16 protein-coding genes and 1 pseudogene are annotated in these 21,894 nt (G+C 66.1%); 9 read left to right on the forward strand and 8 right to left on the reverse strand.

The features are described 5' to 3' along the window. Positions 1-405 precede the first annotated feature (405 nt). A pseudogene (locus tag NH14_RS05100) lies at positions 406-705 on the reverse strand (GMC oxidoreductase); the annotation flags it as partial. A 599-nt stretch (positions 706-1,304) separates the two neighbouring features. On the opposite strand from NH14_RS05100, the gene NH14_RS05105 reads away from it, so the two are divergent. After that, positions 1,305-2,165: a MurR/RpiR family transcriptional regulator gene (locus tag NH14_RS05105; protein WP_035521027.1), complete on the forward strand. Its 861-nt coding sequence runs from the start codon at positions 1,305-1,307 to the stop codon at positions 2,163-2,165. Between the two features lie 11 nt (positions 2,166-2,176). Here NH14_RS05105 and NH14_RS05110 read toward each other — a convergent pair whose 3' ends face one another. Together NH14_RS05110 and NH14_RS05115 are read right to left on the reverse strand one after the other, a co-directional pair. Further along, positions 2,177-3,682, reverse strand: a complete 1,506-nt coding sequence (locus NH14_RS05110; protein ID WP_035521025.1) for a DEAD/DEAH box helicase — start codon at positions 3,680-3,682, stop codon at positions 2,177-2,179. An 83-nt stretch (positions 3,683-3,765) separates the two neighbouring features. Next, positions 3,766-4,968 (reverse strand): M91 family zinc metallopeptidase, encoded by a 1,203-nt coding sequence (locus NH14_RS05115; RefSeq protein ID WP_052147719.1) that lies wholly within the window; start codon positions 4,966-4,968, stop codon positions 3,766-3,768. A gap of 249 nt (positions 4,969-5,217) precedes the next feature. Between NH14_RS05115 and NH14_RS05120 the strand changes: the two genes are divergently transcribed. The 4 genes from NH14_RS05120 (at position 5,218) to NH14_RS05135 (ending at position 8,873) form a co-directional block, all read left to right on the forward strand. Beyond that, positions 5,218-6,267, forward strand: coding sequence for a C45 family autoproteolytic acyltransferase/hydrolase (locus tag NH14_RS05120; RefSeq protein ID WP_035521023.1), 1,050 nt, complete (start codon positions 5,218-5,220; stop codon positions 6,265-6,267). A gap of 70 nt (positions 6,268-6,337) precedes the next feature. Next, entirely contained in the window at positions 6,338-7,696 is a 1,359-nt protein-coding gene (locus tag NH14_RS05125) for an aspartate aminotransferase family protein (RefSeq protein ID WP_035521021.1), read from the forward strand. A 24-nt stretch (positions 7,697-7,720) separates the two neighbouring features. Beyond that, the gene (locus tag NH14_RS05130; protein ID WP_035521019.1) at positions 7,721-8,287 is read left to right on the forward strand and encodes a carboxymuconolactone decarboxylase family protein; all 567 of its coding nucleotides are present in this window, start codon (positions 7,721-7,723) and stop codon (positions 8,285-8,287) included. 304 nt (positions 8,288-8,591) lie between these two features. Next, positions 8,592-8,873 carry a YodC family protein gene (locus NH14_RS05135; RefSeq protein ID WP_052147718.1) on the forward strand — a complete coding sequence of 94 codons (282 nt, stop codon included), beginning with the start codon at positions 8,592-8,594 and terminating at the stop codon, positions 8,871-8,873. 21 nt (positions 8,874-8,894) lie between these two features. Here the strand turns inward: NH14_RS05135 and NH14_RS05140 are convergent, their stop codons facing one another. Then, complete coding sequence (locus NH14_RS05140) at positions 8,895-9,524, reverse strand: LysE family translocator (RefSeq protein ID WP_035521016.1); 630 nt, start codon at positions 9,522-9,524, stop codon at positions 8,895-8,897. Between the two features lie 201 nt (positions 9,525-9,725). Beyond that, positions 9,726-10,046 carry a superinfection immunity protein gene (locus NH14_RS05145; protein ID WP_035521014.1) on the reverse strand — a complete coding sequence of 107 codons (321 nt, stop codon included), beginning with the start codon at positions 10,044-10,046 and terminating at the stop codon, positions 9,726-9,728. Between the two features lie 189 nt (positions 10,047-10,235). Between NH14_RS05145 and NH14_RS05150 the strand changes: the two genes are divergently transcribed. Next, positions 10,236-11,696, forward strand: a complete 1,461-nt coding sequence (locus tag NH14_RS05150) for a M20 family metallopeptidase (RefSeq protein WP_035521012.1) — start codon at positions 10,236-10,238, stop codon at positions 11,694-11,696. 97 nt (positions 11,697-11,793) lie between these two features. Here the strand turns inward: NH14_RS05150 and NH14_RS05155 are convergent, their stop codons facing one another. Beyond that, complete coding sequence (locus tag NH14_RS05155) at positions 11,794-12,252, reverse strand: Cd(II)/Pb(II)-responsive transcriptional regulator (RefSeq protein WP_035521010.1); 459 nt, start codon at positions 12,250-12,252, stop codon at positions 11,794-11,796. A gap of 83 nt (positions 12,253-12,335) precedes the next feature. Between NH14_RS05155 and NH14_RS05160 the strand changes: the two genes are divergently transcribed. Both NH14_RS05160 and NH14_RS05165 read left to right on the forward strand, forming a co-directional pair. Continuing rightward, a complete protein-coding gene (locus tag NH14_RS05160; protein ID WP_084224948.1) occupies positions 12,336-14,951 on the forward strand; it encodes a heavy metal translocating P-type ATPase in 2,616 nt (871 codons plus the stop codon). A 29-nt stretch (positions 14,952-14,980) separates the two neighbouring features. Further along, positions 14,981-15,322, forward strand: a complete 342-nt coding sequence (locus tag NH14_RS05165) for a YcgJ family protein (protein ID WP_202031601.1) — start codon at positions 14,981-14,983, stop codon at positions 15,320-15,322. Positions 15,323-15,431: 109 nt separating this feature from the next. On the opposite strand, the gene NH14_RS05170 is transcribed toward NH14_RS05165, so the two are convergent. Beyond that, on the reverse strand, positions 15,432-19,952 hold the full coding sequence (locus NH14_RS05170; RefSeq protein ID WP_084224946.1) for a DEAD/DEAH box helicase: 4,521 nt from the start codon (positions 19,950-19,952) through the stop codon (positions 15,432-15,434). 164 nt (positions 19,953-20,116) lie between these two features. On the opposite strand from NH14_RS05170, the gene NH14_RS05175 reads away from it, so the two are divergent. After that, a complete protein-coding gene (locus NH14_RS05175; RefSeq protein ID WP_035521007.1) occupies positions 20,117-21,169 on the forward strand; it encodes an aldo/keto reductase in 1,053 nt (350 codons plus the stop codon). Positions 21,170-21,251: 82 nt separating this feature from the next. On the opposite strand, the gene NH14_RS05180 is transcribed toward NH14_RS05175, so the two are convergent. Beyond that, positions 21,252-21,614: a BON domain-containing protein gene (locus NH14_RS05180; protein ID WP_035521005.1), complete on the reverse strand. Its 363-nt coding sequence runs from the start codon at positions 21,612-21,614 to the stop codon at positions 21,252-21,254. Positions 21,615-21,894: the final 280 nt, after the last annotated feature.

The raw sequence follows: 21,894 nt of genomic DNA on the forward strand, positions 1-21,894 counted from the left end.
TTGGAAAATCATATTCTCTTACCGTCCCGTGGGCTTCGGGGCTGGCAGCGCAGCTCGCGAGCACTAATCCGGGGAAAGGGGGGAGTCACTCATCACGGACTTGTTGTGCAAGATAATCGTGGAATTTCCGCTACCGAAGCTGGAAGCAGCGTTTGCCGGTCGTGCGCGCAGCGCTCAAAAACGCAAACCGCGCGCGGTGTGCCACCAACAACCATGTCCCTTATGCTGATACTTCATCCTGCCGGTATTAACTGGGTTCACTCAAGGAACAAAGCATGAGCAAAGGAAGCAGCGATGGTGGCAGTCGTAGCGGCAGTAATGGGGGCGGAAGGAGTGGTGGTGGTATCCAGCGAAGCTGTGGTGTCCGGCCAAGCACAGGTTTCCCGCGTGGGAATTGGTCTAGCACTACAGGGAAGCCGTCGGGTGGCGGGCGAGGCAATGCGCCGCCGTCGAAGTGATTAAGCCGAGGAGGTGCAAGCCGCCTTCTGCGTTGACGACGGCGTCATCTCCGTTGCCCATGCGGCAGGTGCAGCTCGGATGATAGTTCGTTCCAGCGGTGTCGCGCAGGTAGGCGAGAATCTGTTCATCGGTCTTGATGCTTGCGCCAGGCGTGACTTCTTCGCCGCGCAAGCTATCCCATGCTTCCTGGCCAACCACGTTTCTTATGGCTTTGACTGCCGCGATTGCGTCTCGTCTACCCAACTGCTTGACTGAGTAGCCAGTCGCCTCGACTAACTGTTGTCAGAGCTCAATTCAGGTTTACTCGGCTCCGCGCAAAACGGCTGCGCCTCGTACTTACTTTCTGTCGGCAACCGGCATTGTTATGGAACGCTGGAGAAAGTCCTTTAAAATCAGTAAATTATAGAAAATTTGTCGGGCCGGATATCGTTTGCAACTGCATTTGCGCAGGCCAGTTTTGTTTGTGAGTGCTTCAGCTAACCCATTGATTTTACGGCGGTCTTGCATCGGCCTAGTTTGCGTTCGGGGAGGGTGCTCTCGTTTGTAAATATTACAACGGCCATGAGGCGCTTCTTCATGCATGTTCGATACCTCACGGTAGGTTCGCAATGCGTGTTTTCGAATCAATAGGTTACGGCTGTCAGGCCAGTTTGGATTGCGAATCCTTGTTTGGTGTCGTGAGCCTCAGGCCAGTTCAATTTGCGAGATATTGCTGGGACAGGTTGAATTACGACAGGACAGGATTCGTTTGCGAATCACCACAGTGAAAGCGTTTTGACAACGTTTCGCAACACCAGTGGTAACATTTGTTGTCGTTCACTGCCCGTTAGCCATTCGCCATCCGCATGCCAGAAAGCTTCGACCAGCTTGCCGTGCTCATTCGCGCACGATTCTCCGATCTGAGCCCGCAATTCCAGACGGGCGCTGCCTTCCTGCTCGATCATCCCGACGAAGTCGCCGTGTCGTCCATGCGCAAGGTCGCCGAGCGCGCCCAGGTGCAGCCCGCGTCGCTCGTACGGCTCTCGCAGCAGCTTGGGTTTCCGGGCTGGAATGAGTTGCGCGATCTGTTCGTCGCGCGCGTGCGCACGCGCCCCGAGCCGCTTTCGAGCCGCGCGCGCTCGCTCGTGGCGGGCAGTGCGAAGGACGCGCTCGCGCGCGATCTGCTCGCCGCCCAGCAGCACAATCTCGATGCCAGCGCCGCACAAAACGCGCGCACCATGGTCGAGGCCGCGCGCGTGCTGAAGAAAGCGAAGCACGTGCACGTGGCGGGCTTTCGCTCGTGCTACGCGGTGGCGTTCGGCCTCGTGTACGGCTACCGGCTCTTTCGGCCCTCGGTGTCGCTGCTGGGCGGCGAGGCCGGCACACTCGAAATGCAATTGCTCGCCATCGAGCGCGACAGCGCGACCATCGTGGTGAGTTTCGCGCCGTATTCGGTGGAAGCCGTGCGCGTGGCCGAGGCTGCCCTCGAAAAGGGCAGCCGGCTAATCGCGATTACCGATAGCGCCGTTGCGCCCATCGCCCTCAACGCCGACAAAGTGCTGATCTTCACGCACGAAAGCCCATCGTTCTTCCCCTCGCTGGTGGCGGCGACGGCGCTGGCGGAGTCGCTCGTCGCGCACCTGCTCGCGCTGGAGGGCGCGGGCGCCGTGGCGCAGCTCGAACAGTCCGAGCGCACGCTCAACGCGCGCGGCGCTTACGTGCCGTGACGGCGCGCTGATCAGGGTTGGCGTTTACCGCGGCCGACAGCGGGCTTGCCAGCCGATTTACCAGGCGCTTTCCGAGTCGAATTACCAGCCGATTTGCCAGCCGATTTGCCAGCCGATTTGCCAGCAGGCTTGCGTGAGCCCGCAACGGGCTTGCTGCGTGGCTTTTGCATGCTGAAAGGGCTACCGGCGATCAGGCTCGTGTCCATACCCGCGGGCATATCACGCTGCGCCGCCGGCATGCGATTGTTTTCGCCACCTTGCTGGCGCGGCTTCTTGCCCGGCATTTGCACGGCGGCGGGCGCAGCTTGCGGCACTTTGGGCTTCTTGGGCTTTTTGGGCTTCTTGATGATCTGGCCAGTCGCGCTGGTTTCCGGCACGCGGTGCTCGGCTTCGAATCCTGGCTCTTCTTCGCGACGCAGTGTTTGCCGGATCAGCGCTTCAATCGCGGCCAGTTGCGGCGCTTCATCGGCGCACACGAGGGACACCGCCACGCCGCTGGCGCCCGCGCGGCCGGTACGGCCAATACGGTGCACATAGTCTTGTGCGACGATCGGCAGATCGACGTTGATCACCAGCGGCAGATCGTCGATATCCAGCCCGCGCGCGGCCACATCGGTGGCGACCAGCATGTTGACTTCGCCCGCCTTGAAGCGCTCCAGCGCACGCAGGCGCGCGGGTTGCGGTTTGTCGCCGTGGATGGTGTCGATCGCATAGCCCGCTTCGTCCAGGATGGCCGCGAGGTAATCCACGCCTTTGCGGGTTTTGACGAACACCAGCGCGTGGTCCCACTTGTTCTCGGCCACCAGGTGCATGAAGAGATCAGGCTTGTTCTTTTTATCCACCGTGACCACCCATTGCTTGACCTTGCTGGCCGTGGCGTTGGGCGGGCTGACGCTGATATCGATGGGGCCGCGCAGAATGTTCGCCGCCATGGCGCGGATATCGTCGGTAAAGGTGGCGGAGAACAGCAGGGTTTGGCGCCGGGCGGGCAGGGCCGCAAAGACGGCATTGAGTTCGCGCGCAAAGCCGAGATCGAGCATGCGGTCGGCTTCATCCAGCACCAGCGTCTGGACCTGATCGAATTGCACGGCGTTCTGGCGATTGAGATCCAGCAAACGGCCCGGAGTGGCGACGAGCACATCCACGCCTTTGCGCAGCTTCATCATCTGCGGGTTGATGCTCACGCCGCCGTAGGCAGCCAGAAATCGCAAGTCGAGGCCCTTGCCGTAAGCGATAAAGCTTTGCAGCACCTGTTCAGCCAATTCGCGCGTGGGCACCAGCACGAGCACGCGCGCGCGGTTGCTCGATACCGCCGGGCCGTGTTGCACCAGCCGCTGCAACAGCGGCAGCGCGAAGCCCGCTGTTTTGCCCGTGCCGGTCTGCGCCGCGGCCATGACGTCCTTGCCGCCGAGCACGGCAGGAATCGCCTTGGCCTGCACCGGCGTGGGTGTCTGGTAATTGAGGTCCTGCACATTACGCAGCAAGGGATCGATCAGGCCGAGCGAGGCGAAAGACATGGGTGTGTTCCGGGGCAAAGGTGCGATTTTAGCGGCTACCGCGCGGATCGAGGCTCGACAAAGATCGGTGACGCAAGAAGCGCTTATGACTTGACCAAAGGCTCGCAAATGAAGCTGTAGCGGCCAAACTGCAAAGTCATCTGCCTGCCGATCGAGATTTTCTGCCACTGCGTTTCGACGCGGCCGAAAGCACCGAAGCCGCGAAACCGTATTTCCCCATCGGTTGCGCCGGCCGTGGCGCGTCCCCGAGTGTCGGTCGTTCCATGGGTGACTTCATCCGGCTTTTGGGCTGAGCGGATGTCGAAATCGAAGACCAAGGGGTCGTTGGGGCCGCTACCGACAACCTTTATCAGTAGCCGTGATTCGGCGGCACCGTGCTTGGCCGCAGCGGCTTTGCTGCGGCTAAGCGTCGTTTCTCCATAGTAAGTTCGCAGCGGGAGCGCCTTTGCGTGACGGAAGCGGTTCTCCGTGTAACGGCATCCGTCATAGGGCGGGAGGCCGACCGTCATCGCCTCCTCCCAATAGTCCCCGATCCCTCCCGGCTCAAAGACGCATCTGCCGGTCACGAGGCGCCATGCGTGGATCAGTTCGTGGGCCAACGCGATCCAGGGTGGGCGATCCATCCAGGCTGCACGTTTTTCAGCCGGCAGATCCTTGCAAACGCCATCCGAGGCCGGATCCCAAAGGACGTCGGCCCCGGTGCCCGACCCCGGCGTCAGATAGTCCATGATGTGGTAGCCGATCAACCCGCGCTGGAGGGAACTCACCTTGTTTGGGCTCGCTTCTTCCTCGCTTTCCCGCTGTTCGCCGGGCGTCTTGTGTGCGAGAGGAAGGCGGTGCGTGGAAGTGGTATGCCGGTACGCTTCCTGTTCTCCACCCTTGGCTTGCGGCACGCAAAATTTGTAGAGCTTTTTCATGGCAGGGTGGCCTTGTCCCTGTTTCGATACCTTGTCCGCGAGGCTCGGGAAATGGAGCACTTCCTTGTAGCAGGCCGCCTGGCAGGCGATTATCGAAGCATCTTTCTGCCTGCACTTATTGCCCACGACGGGTGCGGCCTGAAAAATCAGCACTTCGTGACCCGCACGTTCGATATCGTCAAGCAAACTCGACCCGATATCGGTTGAGCGGATCTGCGCCAGCGATTCCTCGACGCTGCGCTGGAAATTGCGTTTTTCTTCGTCGCTGAGGGGAGGGTAAAGCCGCCCCTCGATCTTTGTTTCGGTCCTGAGCGTCATAGCAAACCTCGCGAGGAGTGGATTCATGTACGCGGTCAAGCGCTGATCCATCAACAGATCCGCCCTGACAACTCAGGCTATCTCAATCCAAACCAAATTCAAGCCGATCTTGACGACGGCGAGTTTCCCGGAAATCCGCGAAGAACCGTTTTTAGCCGCCCGCGAGGCGGCTTTCCTGATTGCGTTTGTGAACATATCATTCGTTGTCGATTATGCATAATTTGACAACACATGTTGCATAGCGTATAAATCCCCCCATCACCCGTTGCAAGCATTCAAACGAGAACTTCGAGAATTTCGATGCAGGAACTCAAGACCTACCGGATGGGCGGCTCGCCCGAGGCCATCGGGCGACGGCTCGGCGAACTGGCAAAGCCCGTATTCGAGGCCTATATGGCGCAGAGCAGCGCATGGGCGGCGGTGAGCCGCTGGCGGGGCAGCGCGTTTGCGCAGGAACTGCGCGCGGCGGCCGAACGGTATTTCCCGGCCCAGGTCGCGGAAATCGACGCGATGGCCGCGGCGCTCGGCTGGCCCGCGCACGATCTGTTTCTGTGGAATTGCCGCGGCGAGCTGATCCACAACGCGCCTGACGGTTGCACGACGCTGGCGGTGCGCACGCCCGAGGCCGGCCTGATCGCCCATAACGAAGACGGCGATCCGTATCTGCGCGGGCGCTGCGCCGTGGTCGAGATCGAGCCCGAGGGCAAGCCCGGCTTCGCGAGCTTCTACTACCCGGGATCGCTGCCCGGCCACACCTTCGCGGCGTCGCACGCGGGCATCGCGCAGGCGATCAACAACTTGCGCATCCGCGAGCCGCGCGCGGGCGTGCCGCGCATGATCCTCGCGCGCGCCGTGCTCGACACGGCCACGCTCGCCGACGCCCTCGCGCTGCTGCACGACACGCCGCGCGCGAGCGGCTTTCACCACACGATCGGCGGCACTGACACGGCCGGCGCAGTGCGTATTTATAGCGTGGAAGCCACGGCGCAGCGCGCGTCGATGGTTGAGGTGGGCGCACCCTCGGGTCACGCCAACCACCTGATTCACGCGGGCTGCGAGAATGAGGCGCAGATCGTCACCGATTCGTCGCGCGACCGCCAGGCGCGGCTCGCCGAGTTGCTGCCCGCGCTTGGGTCTGCATCAGGTGAACGGCCCAACGGCGCGGACTTCGTGCGCACCCTGCAAGACCGGGCGGGCGCGGGCCTGCCGATCTACCGCGACGATCCCCACGATCCCGACGACGAAAACACGCTCGCCACCGCCTGCATGCGCGTGGAGCCGCGCCGCGTGACGCTCGATGTCTGGCAAGACGGCGTGCGCACGCTTGGCCTGCAGGTCGGGCGCGGCTGACGCATCTCCGGATTCCCCGGATTCACTTCAACGCATCAACCCGCATTCAGCAAAATCAGCGAGAAAGCCCATGTCCACGAAAGTTTTCCATCGGATGCCGAAGCAAACCTTGCCCGTCGCGGTGGCGGGCGAGGGGATCGAGATCATCGATTCCACCGGCAAACGCTACATCGACGCGAGCGGCGGCGCCGCCGTTTCGTGTCTCGGCCACAGCAACGCGCGCGTGATCGACGCGATCAAGCGCCAGGCGCAGCAACTGCCGTACGCGCATACCTCGTTCTTCACGACCGAGGCTTCCGAGCAGCTTGCCGAGCATCTGATTGCCGCCGCGCCCGCGGGGCTCGACCATGTCTATTTCGTCTCGGGCGGCTCGGAGGCGATCGAGGCCGCGCTCAAGCTCGCGCGCCAGTATTTCGTGGAGAAGGGCGAGCTCACGCGCCGCCATTTCATCGCGCGCCGCCAGAGCTACCACGGCAACACGCTCGGCGCGCTGGCGATCGGCGGCAACGCATGGCGCCGCGAGCCGTTCCTGCCGATCCTGATCGAATCGCATCACGTGAGCCCATGCTACGCATACCGCGAGCGTCATGAAGGCGAAACCGACGAGGCCTACGCGCAGCGCCTCGCCGATGAACTCGAACAGAAGATTCTCGAACTCGGCGCCGAGAACGTGGCCGCATTCGTTGCGGAAACGGTTGTGGGTGCAACGGCTGGCGCGGTGCCGCCGGTGCGCGAATACTTCCGCAAGATCCGCGCGGTGTGCGACCGCTACGGCGTGCTGCTGCTCCTCGACGAAATCATGTCGGGCATGGGCCGCACGGGCTATCTGTTCGCCTGCGATGAAGACGGCGTGGCGCCCGACCTGCTGACGATCGCGAAAGGCCTCGGCGCGGGCTACCAGCCGATCGGCGCGACGCTCGTGAGCCAGCGCATCTACGAGACCATCGTGAGCGGCAGCGGCTACTTCCAGCACGGCCACACTTATATCGGCCACGCCACGGCCTGCGCGGCGGCGCTCGAAGTGCAGCGCGTGATCGCCGACGAAAAGCTGCTCGACAACGTGCTCGCGCGCGGCGAGCAACTGCGAGCGCGCCTGCGCGAGCGCTACGCGGAGCATCCGTATGTGGGCGACGTGCGCGGGCGCGGCCTGTTCGTGGGCGTGGAGCTCGTGAAGGACCGCGAGACCAAAGCCACCTTCGACCCGGCGCTCAAGCTGCACGCCGCGATCAAGCGCGAGGCGTTCGCGCGCGGCCTGATGGTCTATCCGATGGGCGGCACCGTCGACGGCAAGCATGGCGACCACGTGCTGCTCGCGCCGCCGTTCATCTGCACGGCCGGGGATATCGATACGCTCGAAGAGCGCCTTGCAGCCGCGATTGGCGCCGCGCTGAGCGCGACGGGCGTGGCCGGCGCAACGCGCGCCGCCTGATCATTTTTTTCCGGAGCCTGACCGATGACCCAATCCACGAACCCGCGCCTGCCTGCCTTCGACGCGGCGAGCGCGGCGCCCGAACAGAAAGCCGTGCTCGACGAAATTCTTTCGGGCCCGCGCGGCAACCTGAACGGACCGTTTCTCGGCTGGATCCACAGCCCGGAGCTTGCCCAGCACGCGCAGCGTCTGGGTGCGTTCTGCCGCTACAACACGGGGCTGTCGCTGCGCCTTTCGGAGCTGGCGATACTCGTGACAGCGGTGCGCTGGCAGGCCCAGGCGGAGTGGTACATCCACTATCCGATCGCACTGAAGGCGGGCGTGCCCGAGGCGCTGGCCGAGCAGATCCGCACCGGCGCCGAGCCGGTCTTCGACGAACCAGACGACGCGCTCATCCACGCCTTCGTGACCGAGCTTTACGACACGAAGCGCGTGTCCGATGCGACCTACGCGCGCGCGGTGGAGCGCTTCGGGCATGAGACTACGATCAACCTCGTCGGGCTGCTCGGCTATTACGCGCTGGTGGCGATGACGCTCAATGTGTTCGGCATGCGCGCCGAAGGTCAGACTTCGCTGCCGTTTCCGGAATAAAGCGCTGGCGCCTGCGCGTGCGAGTATGGATTGGCCACCTGTTCAAGGCAGGTGGCTTTTTTATTTCCGCGCGCCGGGATTTTCTCTGTGTGCGCTGATTAAATCGCGCTGGTGCGTTGCCGCAATAAGTCTTGTATATACAAATAATATAAATCGCTTGCGCGATTTAATCCGCGTTGTTAATCTTGCGGGACTTATTAACGGTCGGCTGAATTAAATTATCATTAAAAAAGGTTCTGCGTGCGGGAGCGGGGGACCTTTGCCGGGATTATTCGCTGAGCGACCTGATTTGCGAGGCAGCGCCATGCGGGATACGCACATTGAGCTTGCAGAAAACCAACCCGCCACGGCAGGCGTGGGCGATGTGGTCACCCTGAAGTCGGGCGGGCCGCGCATGACCGTCATGCATGCTGGACCGGTTGGCTTCGCGGAGGGGCATTGGCTGATCTGCCAATGGTTCGACGAACGAGGTGAATTGCGTCAGGACATGTTTGCGCAAGACATGGTGCAAATCGAGCCGCGCCTGATTTCGGCGGCTGTGGCCAAACTGCGCCGGTCGGCAACCCGTGCCAACCGGCGCGCTTAATCCCGGTATTCGCTCATCCTTTTAGCGCTGTCCTTCCGCTGCGATCCGCACAGCCAGTCCGGCCAGAACGGTTCCCATCAGATAGCGCTGAATCGCCAGCCATTTCGGGCGGCCGGACAGAAACGATGCAATCGTGCCCGCCGTAATGGCCGCGGCGGCGTTCACGGTGACTGAGAGCGCGATTTGGACCGCGCCCAGTTCGATGGATTGCGCGAGCACGCTGCCCTTGGCCGGGTCGATGAACTGCGGCAGCAGCGAGAGATAAAGAATCGCCACTTTCGGGTTCAGCAAATTGGTGACGAAGCCCATGAGAAAAAGCTTGCGCGGTGGGTCGGGTGTCAGCTCCCTGACCTGGAACGGCGAGCGCCCGCCCGGCTTGAGCGTCTGCCACGCGAGCCAGGCCAGATAGAGGGCGCCGCCGAGGCGCAGCGCGTCGTATGCAAACGGCACGGCCATCAGCAGGGCCGTGATGCCGAACGCGGCGCACAACATGTAGAACACGAAGCCGAGCGCGACCCCGCCGAGCGAGATGAGCCCCGCCTTACGGCCCTGACAGATCGAGCGCGAGATCAGATAGATCATGTTGGGTCCGGGCGTGAGCGCCATGCCGAGCGCAACGGCGGCAAAGGCGAGCAGCGGGGCGACATGCATGGCAGGCTCCGTGGTTCTGTGGGCAAAGCGGTCGGGAAAGGTGGCGCACGAGGGGTATCCGCGTGCCCGGCGGCTATTGGTGCGATTATTTCATGCAAACGGCGCACGTGTCCGGCCCAGTGTGAGGATTGGCCGTTCGGCCAGGCCGCGCGCGCGAAGCGGGTTTCGCTATGTATCCCGATCTGGACCCCGATGCGGCGCTCAATGCGACGAACGCCCACGCTCGGCTTCGCGGGCCTCGCGGGCGTGGGCGCGGTCGTCGAGCTGGCGCGAGAAGAGCAGCATGCCCAGACGCCGCTGCCTTTCCTTCACGCTGCCGCCGATATTCTTCGGCGGGTTCGGCTGCAGCGACCAGTAGAGCGCGAGCAGCCAGCCGAACACCGTCCAGCCGAGCACCGCGTTGAAGAGGGCGATCGTCAGCAGATCGTCGCGCAGGCGGTGCTCCGCGATGATCGCGGGCAGGAAATAGAGCGCGACCGCCGCCAGCAGAACAACGATCTCGACGACGGAATGGCTGACCATGTCCGGTCCTCCCCAGCAGGGCATTCATTGCCCAAGTGTTCATTGTCGCGCGGATCGGCCTCGCGCGCCTGGTTGCGCCTGATCGCGCCTGGCCGGAAGGCCAACGCGCTGTTCCGTTTGCGCCGAAGGCCTGCCTGCAAAAGGGGTTCGGGTCTATGATTCAAGCTTTCCCCGCACGGTATTCGCACCATGAGCTCAGACACCACAGAGGACATCCGGCAACTGGATCACGACGCTTTGCGCGCGTTCGTGGAGCGCAAGTGGAACGACGAAATCGTCCCCGCGCTGACCGACTACATCGCGGTGCCCGCGAAGAGCCCCGCCTTCGATGCCGACTGGGCGAAGCACGGCTATCTCGAGCGCGTCGTGCAAGACGCCGCGAAGTGGGCCGAAACGCAGCCCGTGCGCGGCCTGAAGCTCGAAATCGTGCGGCTGCCAGGCCGCACGCCGGTGATCTTCTTCGAGGTGCCGGCCACGCGCTCGGGCAGCAGCGAGACCGTCGTGCTGTACGGCCACCTGGACAAGCAACCCGAATTCGCGGGCTGGCGCAACGACCTCGGGCCCTGGTCGCCCAAGCTCGAAGATGGCCGCCTGTACGGGCGCGGCGGAGCGGACGACGGCTACGCCATTTACGCGAGCGTCACGGCGCTGGCCGCGCTCGACGCCCAGGGCATCGAGCGTCCGCGCTGCGTGGGCCTTATCGAGACTTGCGAGGAGTCGGGAAGCTACGACTTGCTGCCTTACGTCGACGCGCTGCGCGAGCGGCTGGGCACGGTCGGGCTCGTGGTCTGCCTCGACTCCGGGGCCGGCAATTACGACCAGCTCTGGCTTACCACTTCGCTGCGCGGTCTCGTGTCGGGCGATCTGGAGGTCGAGGTGCTCGAAGAGGGCATCCATTCCGGCTCGTACGGCGGCATTGCGCCATCGAGCTTCCGCGTAATGCGCCAGCTGTTCGAGCGCCTGGAAGACGCGGCGAGCGGGACTCTGCTGCCCAAGGGCTTTCATTGCGCGATTCCGTCCACGCGTTTCGCCGAGGCCGAGGCCACGGCCAAAATTCTTGGGGACAGCGTCTGGAAGGGCCTGCCCTGGGCGTGCGGCCAGGATGGCCGCCCCGTGCTGCCCAAGACCACCGACCCGAAGGAGGCGCTGCTCGATTCGACGTGGCGGCCCTCGCTTTCGGTAACCGGCGCGGCGGGTTTGCCCGCGCTCGCCGATGCCGGCAACGTGCTGCGCCCGCGCACGGCGTTCAAGCTTTCGCTACGGCTGCCGCCGCTGGTGGAGGCGTCGAAGGCCGTCGCCGAACTGAAGGCGCTGCTCGAACTCGACCCGCCCTATAACGCGAAGGTCACGTTCAAGCCAGATACGGGCGCGGCCAATGGCTGGAGCGCACCGGAACTCGCGCCATGGCTCACGCAGGCGCTCAATGCGGCGTCGCGCACGCATTTCGGCGCGGGCTGCGCATATCTCGGCCAGGGCGGCACGATTCCGTTGATGAACGTGCTGCAGGCGGGCTTCCCGAAGTCGCAGTTCATGGTGTGCGGCGTGCTCGGCCCGAAGTCGAATGCGCATGGGCCGAACGAGTTCCTGCATGTGCCGTATGCGAAGAAGCTCACCGCCACGGTGGCCGAGGTGATCGCTTCAGCGCCTTGATGCGGCAAGTGAGCGGGTGAACGCGGGCCTGGAGAGGCCCGGCAGTTGAAATCCGGAGCGTAATCGCGTGATCCGGGTTTCGGCGCGATCTCGTGCCTTAGCCCTTGGCGGCCGCCTCGCCGTGCGGGGTTTCCGCGTGGCACGAGCAGCTTTCCTCGTCGATCGGCTGTTCGAGGTTCTTCATGATGCCGCACTCGGCGCTGCTGGAGTGGTGCGCATGGCAGCTCTCACGCAGCGTCCGCAATTGCTGTTCGAGCAAGCGCATCGACTCGACCTGCTCGTGAATGCGCGCGATCTGGCAGTCGATCAGCTGATTCACTTCGTCGCAGGGCTGGCCCGGGTCGGCCTGGAAGCGCCGTAGCGTGCGGATATCGGCGAGGCCGATGCCGAGCGAGCGGCAATGTCGGATGAAGTTCAGCTGCGCGGCGTGCGCGCCCGTGTAGCTGCGGTATCCGTTGGTTTCGCGCTCCGGCTCGTCCAGCAGGCCTTCGCGTTCGTAAAAGCGCACCGTTTCGACGTCGCAATGCGCCAGGCGCGCCAGTTCGCCGATTCTCATGGTCGCAGTTCTCCAAAAATGCCTTGACCCTGTAGCGGCTACAGGCTGTCTAATGATTCTGTCACTTTTGGGAGAATTCGGCCATGGTCCAGGCTTTCTGGTCGCGGTGGGTGCTCGCGCAACGTTTGCGGGCGCGCGAAGACGGGCGGGGCGCGGCGGCGTCGGGCTCGACGGAATCGGCGGCGTTGCTCGATGAGGCGGGGCACAAGAAGCACGCGGGCGGCTGCGATCACGCGCATGCCGATGCGCGCGAGGCGGACGGTCACGGCCACGAGCACGGCGGGGCATGCAGTCACGACCACGGCGATGACCACGCGCACGATCACGCACACGACCATGGCTACGATCACGACCAGGCCTGCGGCCATGATCATGGCGATGACCATTCGCACGGCCACGACCGTTCACACGACCACGGCCCCGAAGCTGCCTCCTGCTGCGCCGGCGCCGGCGCGCTGCAATCCACGCGCGCTGCGCCGGCGGACGCACCCGAGGGCGCGCAGCGCGCGCGCTACCGCATCGAGAACATGGATTGCCCGACCGAGGAGCGGCTCATCCGCAAACGCCTCGAGCCGATGCCGGGCGTCGTGCGCCTCGACTTCGACCTGCTCGAGCGCGAGTTGACGCTCTACCACCGGCTGCCCGACGCGAAGCCGGTCGAAGCTGCGCTGCGCTCGCTCGACATGGCGCCGCGCCTGCTCGACGATGCCGCCCCATCCGGCGCGAGCGCGCAAGCGCCGGCGCGCGGCCCCAGCCTCGCGCTGCGCCAGAAGCTGCTGCTCGCCGCGAGCGGCATCGCGGCGGCCGCCGCCGAGGTGCTCGCTTGGAGCACGGGCCACGAGACCGGCGTGCCGGTGCTCGTCTGCACGGTGGTCTCGCTGTTGTGCGCGGGCTTGCCGACGCTGCGCAAGGGCTGGGTCGCGCTCAAGAACTTCACGATCAACATCTATTTCCTGATGTCGCTCGCGGTCGCGGGCGCCGTCATCATCGGCAAGTGGCCCGAGGCGGCCATGGTCGTGTTCCTGTTCGCGCTCGCCGAGGAGATCGAGGCGCTGTCGCTCGAACGCGCGCGTCAGGCGATCCGCTCGCTCACGGCGCTCGCGCCCGAAACCGCCGAGGTGTGGATGCAGCAATCGACGCAGCAGCCCGGAGAATGGCGCACCCGCGCCGTGGCCGACGTGGCTGTGGGCGAGCGCATCCGCGTGCGCACGGGCGAGCGCGTGCCGGTCGACGCGCGCGTGGCCGCGGGCCGCGTGGCGCTCGATCAGGCGCCCATCACGGGCGAAAGCCTGCCCGTCGACAAGGCCGAGGGCGATGCGCTCTACGCGGGCAGCATCGTCGTCGATGGGGTGGTGGAGGCGGTCGTCACCGCCGCCGCGCGCGACAGCACGCTCGCGCGCATCGCGGCGGCGGTCCAGCAAGCCCAGGCGCAGCGCGCGCCGACCCAGCGCTTCGTCGATCAGTTCGCGCGCTACTACACGCCCGCAGTCGTGGTGCTCGCGGCGCTGATTGCGATTGCGGGGCCGCTCGCGTTCGGTGGCGCGTGGAGCGCGTGGCTCTACAAGGCGCTCGTGCTGCTCGTGATCGCCTGCCCGTGCGCGCTCGTGGTCTCGACGCCAGTGACGGTCGTGAGCGGCCTCGCGGCGGCCGCGCGCAACGGCATGCTCGTGAAGGGCGGCGTGTGGCTCGAACGCGCTCGCCTGCTCAAGGCGGTCGCGCTCGACAAGACCGGCACGCTCACGCGCGGCGCTCCGGTGCTCACCGACACACTCGCGCTGGCGGCGCTGTCCGCGGACGAGGCCCTCCGCCTGGCCGCGAGCCTCGACGATGCGAGCACCCATCCGGTCGCGCGCGCGATCGTGGCGGGCTGGCGCGAGCGCAGCGCAGAGGCGGCGCTGGCGCAACTCGCTCCGATCGACAATTTCTCTGTGCTCAACGGCTTCGGGGTGACGGGGCGCATCGGCGGCGAGGCGTGGCATCTGGGCAATCATCGGCTCGTCGAGTCGCTGGGGCTGTGTTCGCCGCAACTCGAAGCGCAACTGACGCAGTTCGAAGCGGCGGGCAAGACCGCCATCGTGCTGTGCTCGCCGCGCGAGCCGGTGGCGGTGTTCGCAGTCGCCGACGCGGTGCGGCCCGAGAGCGTGCCCGCCGTGCGCGCTCTCAAGCAACTGGGCGTGACGCCGGTGATGCTGACCGGCGACAACCCGACGACGGCGCGCTCGATCGCGGCGCAACTCGGCATCGACGACGCGCGCGGAAATCTGCTGCCGCAGGACAAGCAGGATGCGGTCGCGGCGCTCTCGGCGCAGCACGGCATGACGGCGATGGTCGGCGACGGCGTGAATGACGCGCCCGCGCTCGCGCGCGCCGACATCGGCTTTGCGATGGGCGCGGCCGGCACGGCGACGGCGCTCGAAACCGCCGACGTCGCGATCATGGACGACGACCCGCGCAAGATCGCGGCGTTCATCGGGCTGAGCCGCAAGGTGGCGGCCGTGCTCACGCAGAACATCGCGCTCGCGCTGGGGATCAAGGCGGTGTTTCTCGTGCTGGCGCTGGCGGGCGAGGCAACCCTCTGGATGGCCGTGTTCGCGGACGTGGGCGCGAGCCTGCTGGTGGTCGCCAACGGGCTGCGGGTGCGGCGGCATTTTGCCGGGCAGCGTCTGGTGGGGAACGCGTCGAACAGGAGTGCCGCATGAGCAAGACATCGTTCTTCGGGCTGCTGCTCATGCTGTGTGCCGGCGTGGCTATCCCCGCGCATGCCTGGCAGAAGATCCTTCGTTCGCCCGAGCGCGGCGTGCTGTGCGACCGGTACATCTGCGCCAACGATCAAGGCATTTCCCGTGCGCTGACCGAGAAATACCTCGGCCAGCGCGCTGCGGAGAAGGTGTTTTCCCAAGGCGATTTCGACCTTACCGAGTTCACTTTCGCCAACGGCGTCTTCTGCGACGTGAAAGAGCGCTTGTGCAGACAGGATCGCTACTACGGCGCGGACGGCAAGCGCAGCGGCGCCGTGTCCGGGAAGTACACGAAGCTGCTTTTCGGCAACAGGCCGGGGACGACACAGTAGCTGGCGATCTCGTCGGTCGAACCATTTACGCAACTAACAGCCAAACCGGCAAGCGTTCGACCAGTCCACTTCACGGTGGCACCGAAACCAGCCGCCGCACGAACACGGGTCAAACGCGCGACGAAGCGTCCCCGAAGCGGGCCAGAGCGGTGCGCAGCACACCTTGCATGGCCGCGTCGAAATCGCCAAGAAACTCGCAGCGGCCTGCAACCAGCGTCGCAACCGGCACCCCGTCACGAAACACGATGCGGTTGCCCGCGACCGCCGGCACTTTCTCCCCGGGCAGCACGGTGCCGACCAGATTGAGCGGATCCGATGCGGCAATGCAGACCAGCGCAGCTTCTTCGCTCCGCGCGCCGCTTGCCACGTTGCCCGCACTGCCGCGCCGCCGCACTTCGCGCAGCAGCGCAACGGCCGCGGGCAGCGCGAATTGCTCGCCCGAGAGGCCCGTGACGAAGCGCCCGCCGCGCAAGTCTCCACGCGCTTCCATGCGGTGCATCACGCGCAGCAGGTCTCGCCACGGCGGCAGCCACGGCGCTTCGCGCGCCAGCAGTTGCCAGCACACCACGCCATAGCGGCGCAGCAGCACGTTCACGACGTGCTCCAACAGGTCTGCATCTGCGGGAGGGCGGCGCAACGGCGTCGGGTTCGCCGCGCGCGCCGCCTGGGAATCCTCAGCTTGCGGCAGCGCAACTCTTCGCAGCACCGCCCAGCGCCCGGCGTCGCCCATGCCGCCCGCGAGCGGCCCGAAGCCGCGCGGGCGTCGTCGTCCGTAATGGCGTTGCGCATGGCGCTTCGCGGCCGGACGCACGAGCGCGCGCAGTCCCGCGAAGCTGTCGGCGTTCACGAGCCCTGCGGCTACCAGTTCGCCCAGTGCGTTTTCGAGTTCCACGCCAAGCAGATGCGCATCGGCGGCCAGCTCGTCGAAGAACATTGCGCCATGGCGCAGCAGCGCCTCGTGGACGCGTCGCGCGCGCGCCGAAAGCTCGGCGGCTTCAGGCGTTTCGACGAGCGCCGTCCAGCGCGCGAGTTCGCGGCGCGGCAGCAGCATGACAGGCGTGCTGCGCACCGTCGACGCCGCCGCGCGCGCCGGCAGCCGCGCCCAGGCGATCTGCCCCGAGCGGCACAGCTCGTCGAGCAGCATCGGCGTGTAATCGTCGATGCGCGCGGGCAGAATCTCGTCCTCCCACGCGAGCGCCGAAGCCTCCCAGCCCTCCAGTTGTCCGAGCATTACCGCAAGCGCTTCGCGGCCCGAGCCGTGCGCATCGGCGGCAAGGTGCTGCCACTCGAACAGAAAGCGCATGAAATCGCTCCGCTCGACCGGCTCGATCTCGCGGCGCAGCTTGCGCACCGTGTAGCGGTGGATGCGCGCGAGCAGATGGCGTTCGCACCATTCCTCCTCGGGCGCGCCATGCGTGAAGCGGCCGCGCATGACCGTGCCTTCGGCTTCGAGCCGCGTGAGCGCAAGCGCGGCCACGCTCGCCGCCAGCGCGAGCGGCCGCGCGACCTGCGCAACCGTCAAGGGTCCGAATCCAGAGAGCCGCGCGCGCACGATCTCGACGAGCGCCGTGTCCTCGTTCCACGGTTCATCGCGCTGATCATCGACGCTGGCGAGCGCGGCGAGCGGCGGCTCGCAATGCGCCTGTGGATAGATCGCGCGCACGCAGGCGAGCCGCTCGATGCTCACCCACAGTGCGTCGTGTTCGGCTGCCGGCATGTCGGCGACCGGCATGCGCGTCGCGCGCCCGGCCGCGGCCAGTGCGGCGAGCCATGCGCCCCAGCCGTGCGCGTACGCCTCGCTTTCGGCCAGCGCCCCGAGCGTGTTGAGCGCGTCGTGCAGTTCATCGGCGTCGCGCACCTGGGGCCAGGCCTCCTCGCGCACGCTCGCGATCGCCTCGGGATCGAGCGCGCCCATGTCGTCGACGGACTCGGGGTCGCGAAAGCGGCGTGACAGCACCGCCTGGGTGCGCCGTTCTTCGAGCGGCGCATCGTCGAGAAACGCATAGGGGCGCGCGCTCAGGATCTCCGCCGCGAGCGGCGAGGGCGCGGGCAACTCGCGCGTCACGAGCCGCACTGCGCGCGACTCGATGCGGCGCAGCAGCGCGAGCCATGCTTCGGAGTCCATCGCATCGTGCAGGCAGTCGTCGAGCGTCTGATCGACGAGCGGATGGCGCGGAATTTCGCGCTCGCCCGCAAGGTTTTCGACGCACGCGACCTGGTCTGGGAACACTGCCGCGAGCAGGTCCTCGCTGCGCATGCGCTGGATTTGCGGCGGCGTTTTGCGTCCGCCGGTCTGGCGCGGCAGCGCGAGCGCCGTGGTGGCGTTCCAGCGCCAGCGCACGCCGAAGAGCGGCGCATCGAGCAGCGCCTGCACGAGCAGATGCTCGGCGCTGTTCGAATGCAGATAGCGCCACACTTCGTCGAGCGCGAAGCTGTGCGCGTGCGTGAGCGAGAGGATGATGGCGTCCTCGGTGGCCGCGGCCTGCAATTCGAAGTTGAACTGGCGGCAAAAGCGCTTGCGCAACGTAAGGCCCCACGCGCGGTTCACGCGGCTGCCGAACGGCGCGTGGATCACGAGCTGCGTGCCGCCCGCTTCGTCGAAGAAACGCTCCATCACGAGCGTGTCCTGGGTCGGCAGGACGGTGAGCGCGGCGCGCGCGCGCGCGAGGTATTCGACGATCTGGCGCGCGGGCGCATCGTCGAGGTTCAGCGCGGCGGCGAGCCATGCCGTGGCGCGGTCGATGGCATCCGGGGCTGTGCCGCCTTCGCCGAGCGCCGCTTCGATCTGCCCGCGCAAGCGCGAGATCGCGAACGAGAGTTCATCGCTGCGGCCCGGCGCCTCGCCGAGCCAGAACGGGATGTTCGGCGGCTGGCCTTGCGCATCCTCCACGCGCACGCGTCCGGCCTCGATGCGCAGGATCCGGTACGAAGCGTTGCCGAGCTGGAACACGTCGCCCGCGAGGCTTTCGACCGCGAAGTCCTCGTTGACGGTGCCGATCTGCACGCCCTGCGGTTCGAGCAGCACGGCGTAATCGGCGTTGTCGGGGATCGTGCCGCCCGAGGTCAGCGCGACGAGGCGCGCGCCGCGCCGGGCACGCAGCGTATGACTCACCACGTCGCGATGCAGATACGCGGCGCGCGGTCCGTGGCGGCTCGTATAGCCCTCGGCGAGCATGCGCAGCACCGCGTCGAAGCGCGCGCGCTCGAGCTGCGCGAACGGCGCGCTGCGGCGCACGAGCGCGAACAGCGCGTCTTCCTGCCATTCCGAGCACGCCACCTCGGCGACGATCTGCTGCGCCAGCACGTCGAGCGGCGCGCTCGGCGGCGCGAGGCGGTCAAGCTCGCCGCGCTGCACGCAATCGAGCAGCGCCGCGCATTCGATGAGATCGTCGCGCGAGGTCGGAAAGAGCCGCCCCTTCGGCATTGCGCCGACCTGGTGCCCGGAGCGCCCGACGCGCTGCAGGAAGCCCGCGATCGAGCGCGGCGAGCCGATCTGGCAGACCAGATCGACGTCGCCGATATCGATACCGAGTTCGAGCGAGGCCGTGGCCACCAGCACGCGCAATTCGCCGCGCTTCAGGCGCTGCTCGGCGTCGAAGCGCTGCTCGCGCGCGAGGCTGCCGTGATGCGCGGCCACGGCCTCGGCGCCGAGGCGGTCGGTGAGATGGCGCGCCACGCGCTCGGCCATGCGCCGCGTGTTCACGAACACGAGCGTCGTGCGGTGCTGCGCGACCAGCTCGGCCATGCGGTCGTACACGCGCTCCCACACGTCGTTGGCCATGACCGCTTCGAGCGGCACGGGCGGCACTTCGAGCGCGAGGTCGCGCGCGCGCACGTGGCCCGCATCGACGATGGCGCAGGCCGGCGGCGCGTGGGCGTCCGCGCCCATGCCGACCAGAAAGCGCGCCACCGTTTCGATCGGCTTTTGCGTCGCCGACAGGCCGATGCGCAGCAGACGCTGGCCGCACAGCGCATCGAGGCGCTCGAGACTGAGCGCGAGATGCACGCCGCGCTTGTTGCCCGCGAGCGCATGAATTTCGTCGACGATCACGGTACGCGCGAGCGCGAGCATGCGGCGGCCCGACTCCGAGCCGAGCAGCACGTAGAGCGATTCGGGCGTGGTCACGAGAATATGCGGCGCGCGCAAGCGCTGCGCGGCGCGCTCGGGCTGCGGCGTGTCGCCGGTGCGCACGGCGGTGCGGATCTCGACGGGCGGCAGATTCTGGCGCGCCAGCTCCGCGCGGATCCCTTCGAGCGGGCGCTCCAGATTCAGGTGGATGTCGTTGGAGAGCGCCTTGAGCGGCGAGACATAGACCACGAGCGTGGTGTCGGGCAGCGCGCCGCCGTTCGCGAGGCCCTCGCGCACGAGTGCGTCGAGCGCGGCGAGAAAGCCCGTGAGCGTTTTGCCCGAGCCGGTGGGCGCGGCCACCAGCGTGGCGCGGCCGTTCGCGATCAGCGGCCAGGCGGCGCGCTGCGCGGGGGTGGGCGCGGCGAAGCTGCTCCGGAACCACGCGGCCACGGCCGGATGGAACAAGGTGAGTGGATCGTCGGGGCTGGATGTGCTCGACGGGCCTGTCGCGCCGGGCGCGGCAGACTCGGGCAGGGCGGTGGCAGGCGTAAGCAGGTTCATGGGTGCGGGGCGCAAAAAAGCAGTCTGGCAGGTTTCTCGCGCGGCTGCTGGAGTACGGGTTCGGCGGGCGTTCGGGCACGCGGCGCAGCACCGGCACGCCTGGAGCGTTTAGCAGTATCCTCTGGCCCGTTGGATCTTCCCTCGGCTCACGTCGGAGTTTTCCTATGCGAATGCAACCTCTTGGCCGCACCGGCCTGTTTGTTTCCGAACTTTGTCTCGGTACCATGACTTTCGGCGGCGGCACCGGCATCTGGAACCAGATCGGCGATCTGCAGCAGGCCGAAGCCGAGCGTCTGATCGGCCGCGCGCTCGATGCGGGCATCAATTTCATCGATACGGCTGACGTTTACTCCCAGGGCATTTCCGAGCAGATCACGGGCCAGGCGCTGAAGAACCTCAAGGTGGTGCGCGATCAGGTCGTGGTGGCGACCAAGGTGCTCGGCGAGATGGGCGCGTCGCCGAATCAGCGCGGCGCGACGCGCTATCACATCATGGAGGGCGTGAAGGCGAGCCTGAGCCGCCTGCAGCTCGACCACATCGACCTGTACCAGATCCACGGCTTCGACCCGGTCACCCCCATCGAGGAGACCGTGCGTGCGTTCGACACGCTCGTGCAGCAAGGCTACGTGCGTTACGTGGGCGTTTCGAACTGGGCCGCGTGGCAGATCGTGAAGGCGCTCGGTATCGCGCATCATCATGGGCTCGCGCGCTTCGAGACGCTGCAGGCGTATTACACGATCGCGGGCCGCGACCTCGAACGCGAGATCGTGCCGATGCTCGCGAGCGAAGGGCTTGGGCTGATGGTGTGGAGCCCGCTTGCGGGCGGCCTGCTGAGCGGCAAATATGGGCGCGACCGCCAGGGCGACGTGGGCAGCCGCCGCACGACCTTCGACTTCCCGCCCGTGGAGCGCGAGCGCGCATGGGATTGCATCGACGTGATGCGCCCGATCGCCGAAAGCAAGGGCGTTTCGGTGGCGCAGATCGCGCTCGCGTGGCTCCTGCACCAGCGTGCGGTGACGACGGTGATCGTCGGCGCGAAGCGCACCGATCAGCTCGACGACAACGTCGCGGCCACGAAGGTGAAGCTCTCCGCGCAAGAACTCGCGATGCTCGACGACGTGAGCCGCTTGCCCGCCGAATATCCGGGCTGGATGCTCGCGCGCCAAGGGGAGGCGCGCCTGGAGCAATTGCGCCAGGCGCAGCGCGAAGAACGCTGAGGACGCGCGAGGGGGTGGGGCGCACGGCGCGCGGCATGCCGCCGCGCTACCCCACGTTATTCCGCCTCGCGCGCAAGGCGCGTTACTGCGCAGCCACCTTCAGGTGGTTTTTCACTTCGCTCACGCCCGACACGCTTTCCACTACCTGTTTGGCGTTGTCTCTGTCCTCGGCGCTCGGCACCGTGCCGGTGAGCGATACAACGCCCTTGCGGGTCTTCACGTGAATGTGCTGGGACTTCACGTTTTTCGCGGCCAGCAGCTCGGCTTTCACCTTGGTCGTGATGGTTGAGTCGTCAACGTGCTGGCCCAAGCTCTCTGAGCTGGCCGGGGATGTCGCCGAAGGCGATGTCGAAGGCGCTGTCGTGGTCGTCTGTGCGCCGGCGGCGAGCGCGAAGGTCATGCAGGCCACACCCGCAACGGTCTTGAGCATCGGAATGCGCTTCATGCGTTTCTCCTGTTCCGTTGATATTGGCCAACCAGTTTCGCAAGGCCCATGCCGTATTGCGTCAATCGTGGTGCAAACGGCGTTGCATGGCGGCCAGCGCCACGGCCCGGCCGGCAAGCCGGGGCACAATCCGGCGCGCAATTTTTCTCGTGCGATTGTAAAAACGTCCGGGGATGCGGCGAGGAGCAGGTGCTGGAATTGCGCCTCGCAAAACGCGATCCCGTTATAAAACAAGTGCTTGTAAAAGCTGGCATGGGTGTTGCGTAAGCGGGGTCATTCA

Origin of the sequence: Paraburkholderia sacchari (assembly GCF_000785435.2) — a bacterium.
Classification (GTDB): domain Bacteria; phylum Pseudomonadota; class Gammaproteobacteria; order Burkholderiales; family Burkholderiaceae; genus Paraburkholderia; species Paraburkholderia sacchari.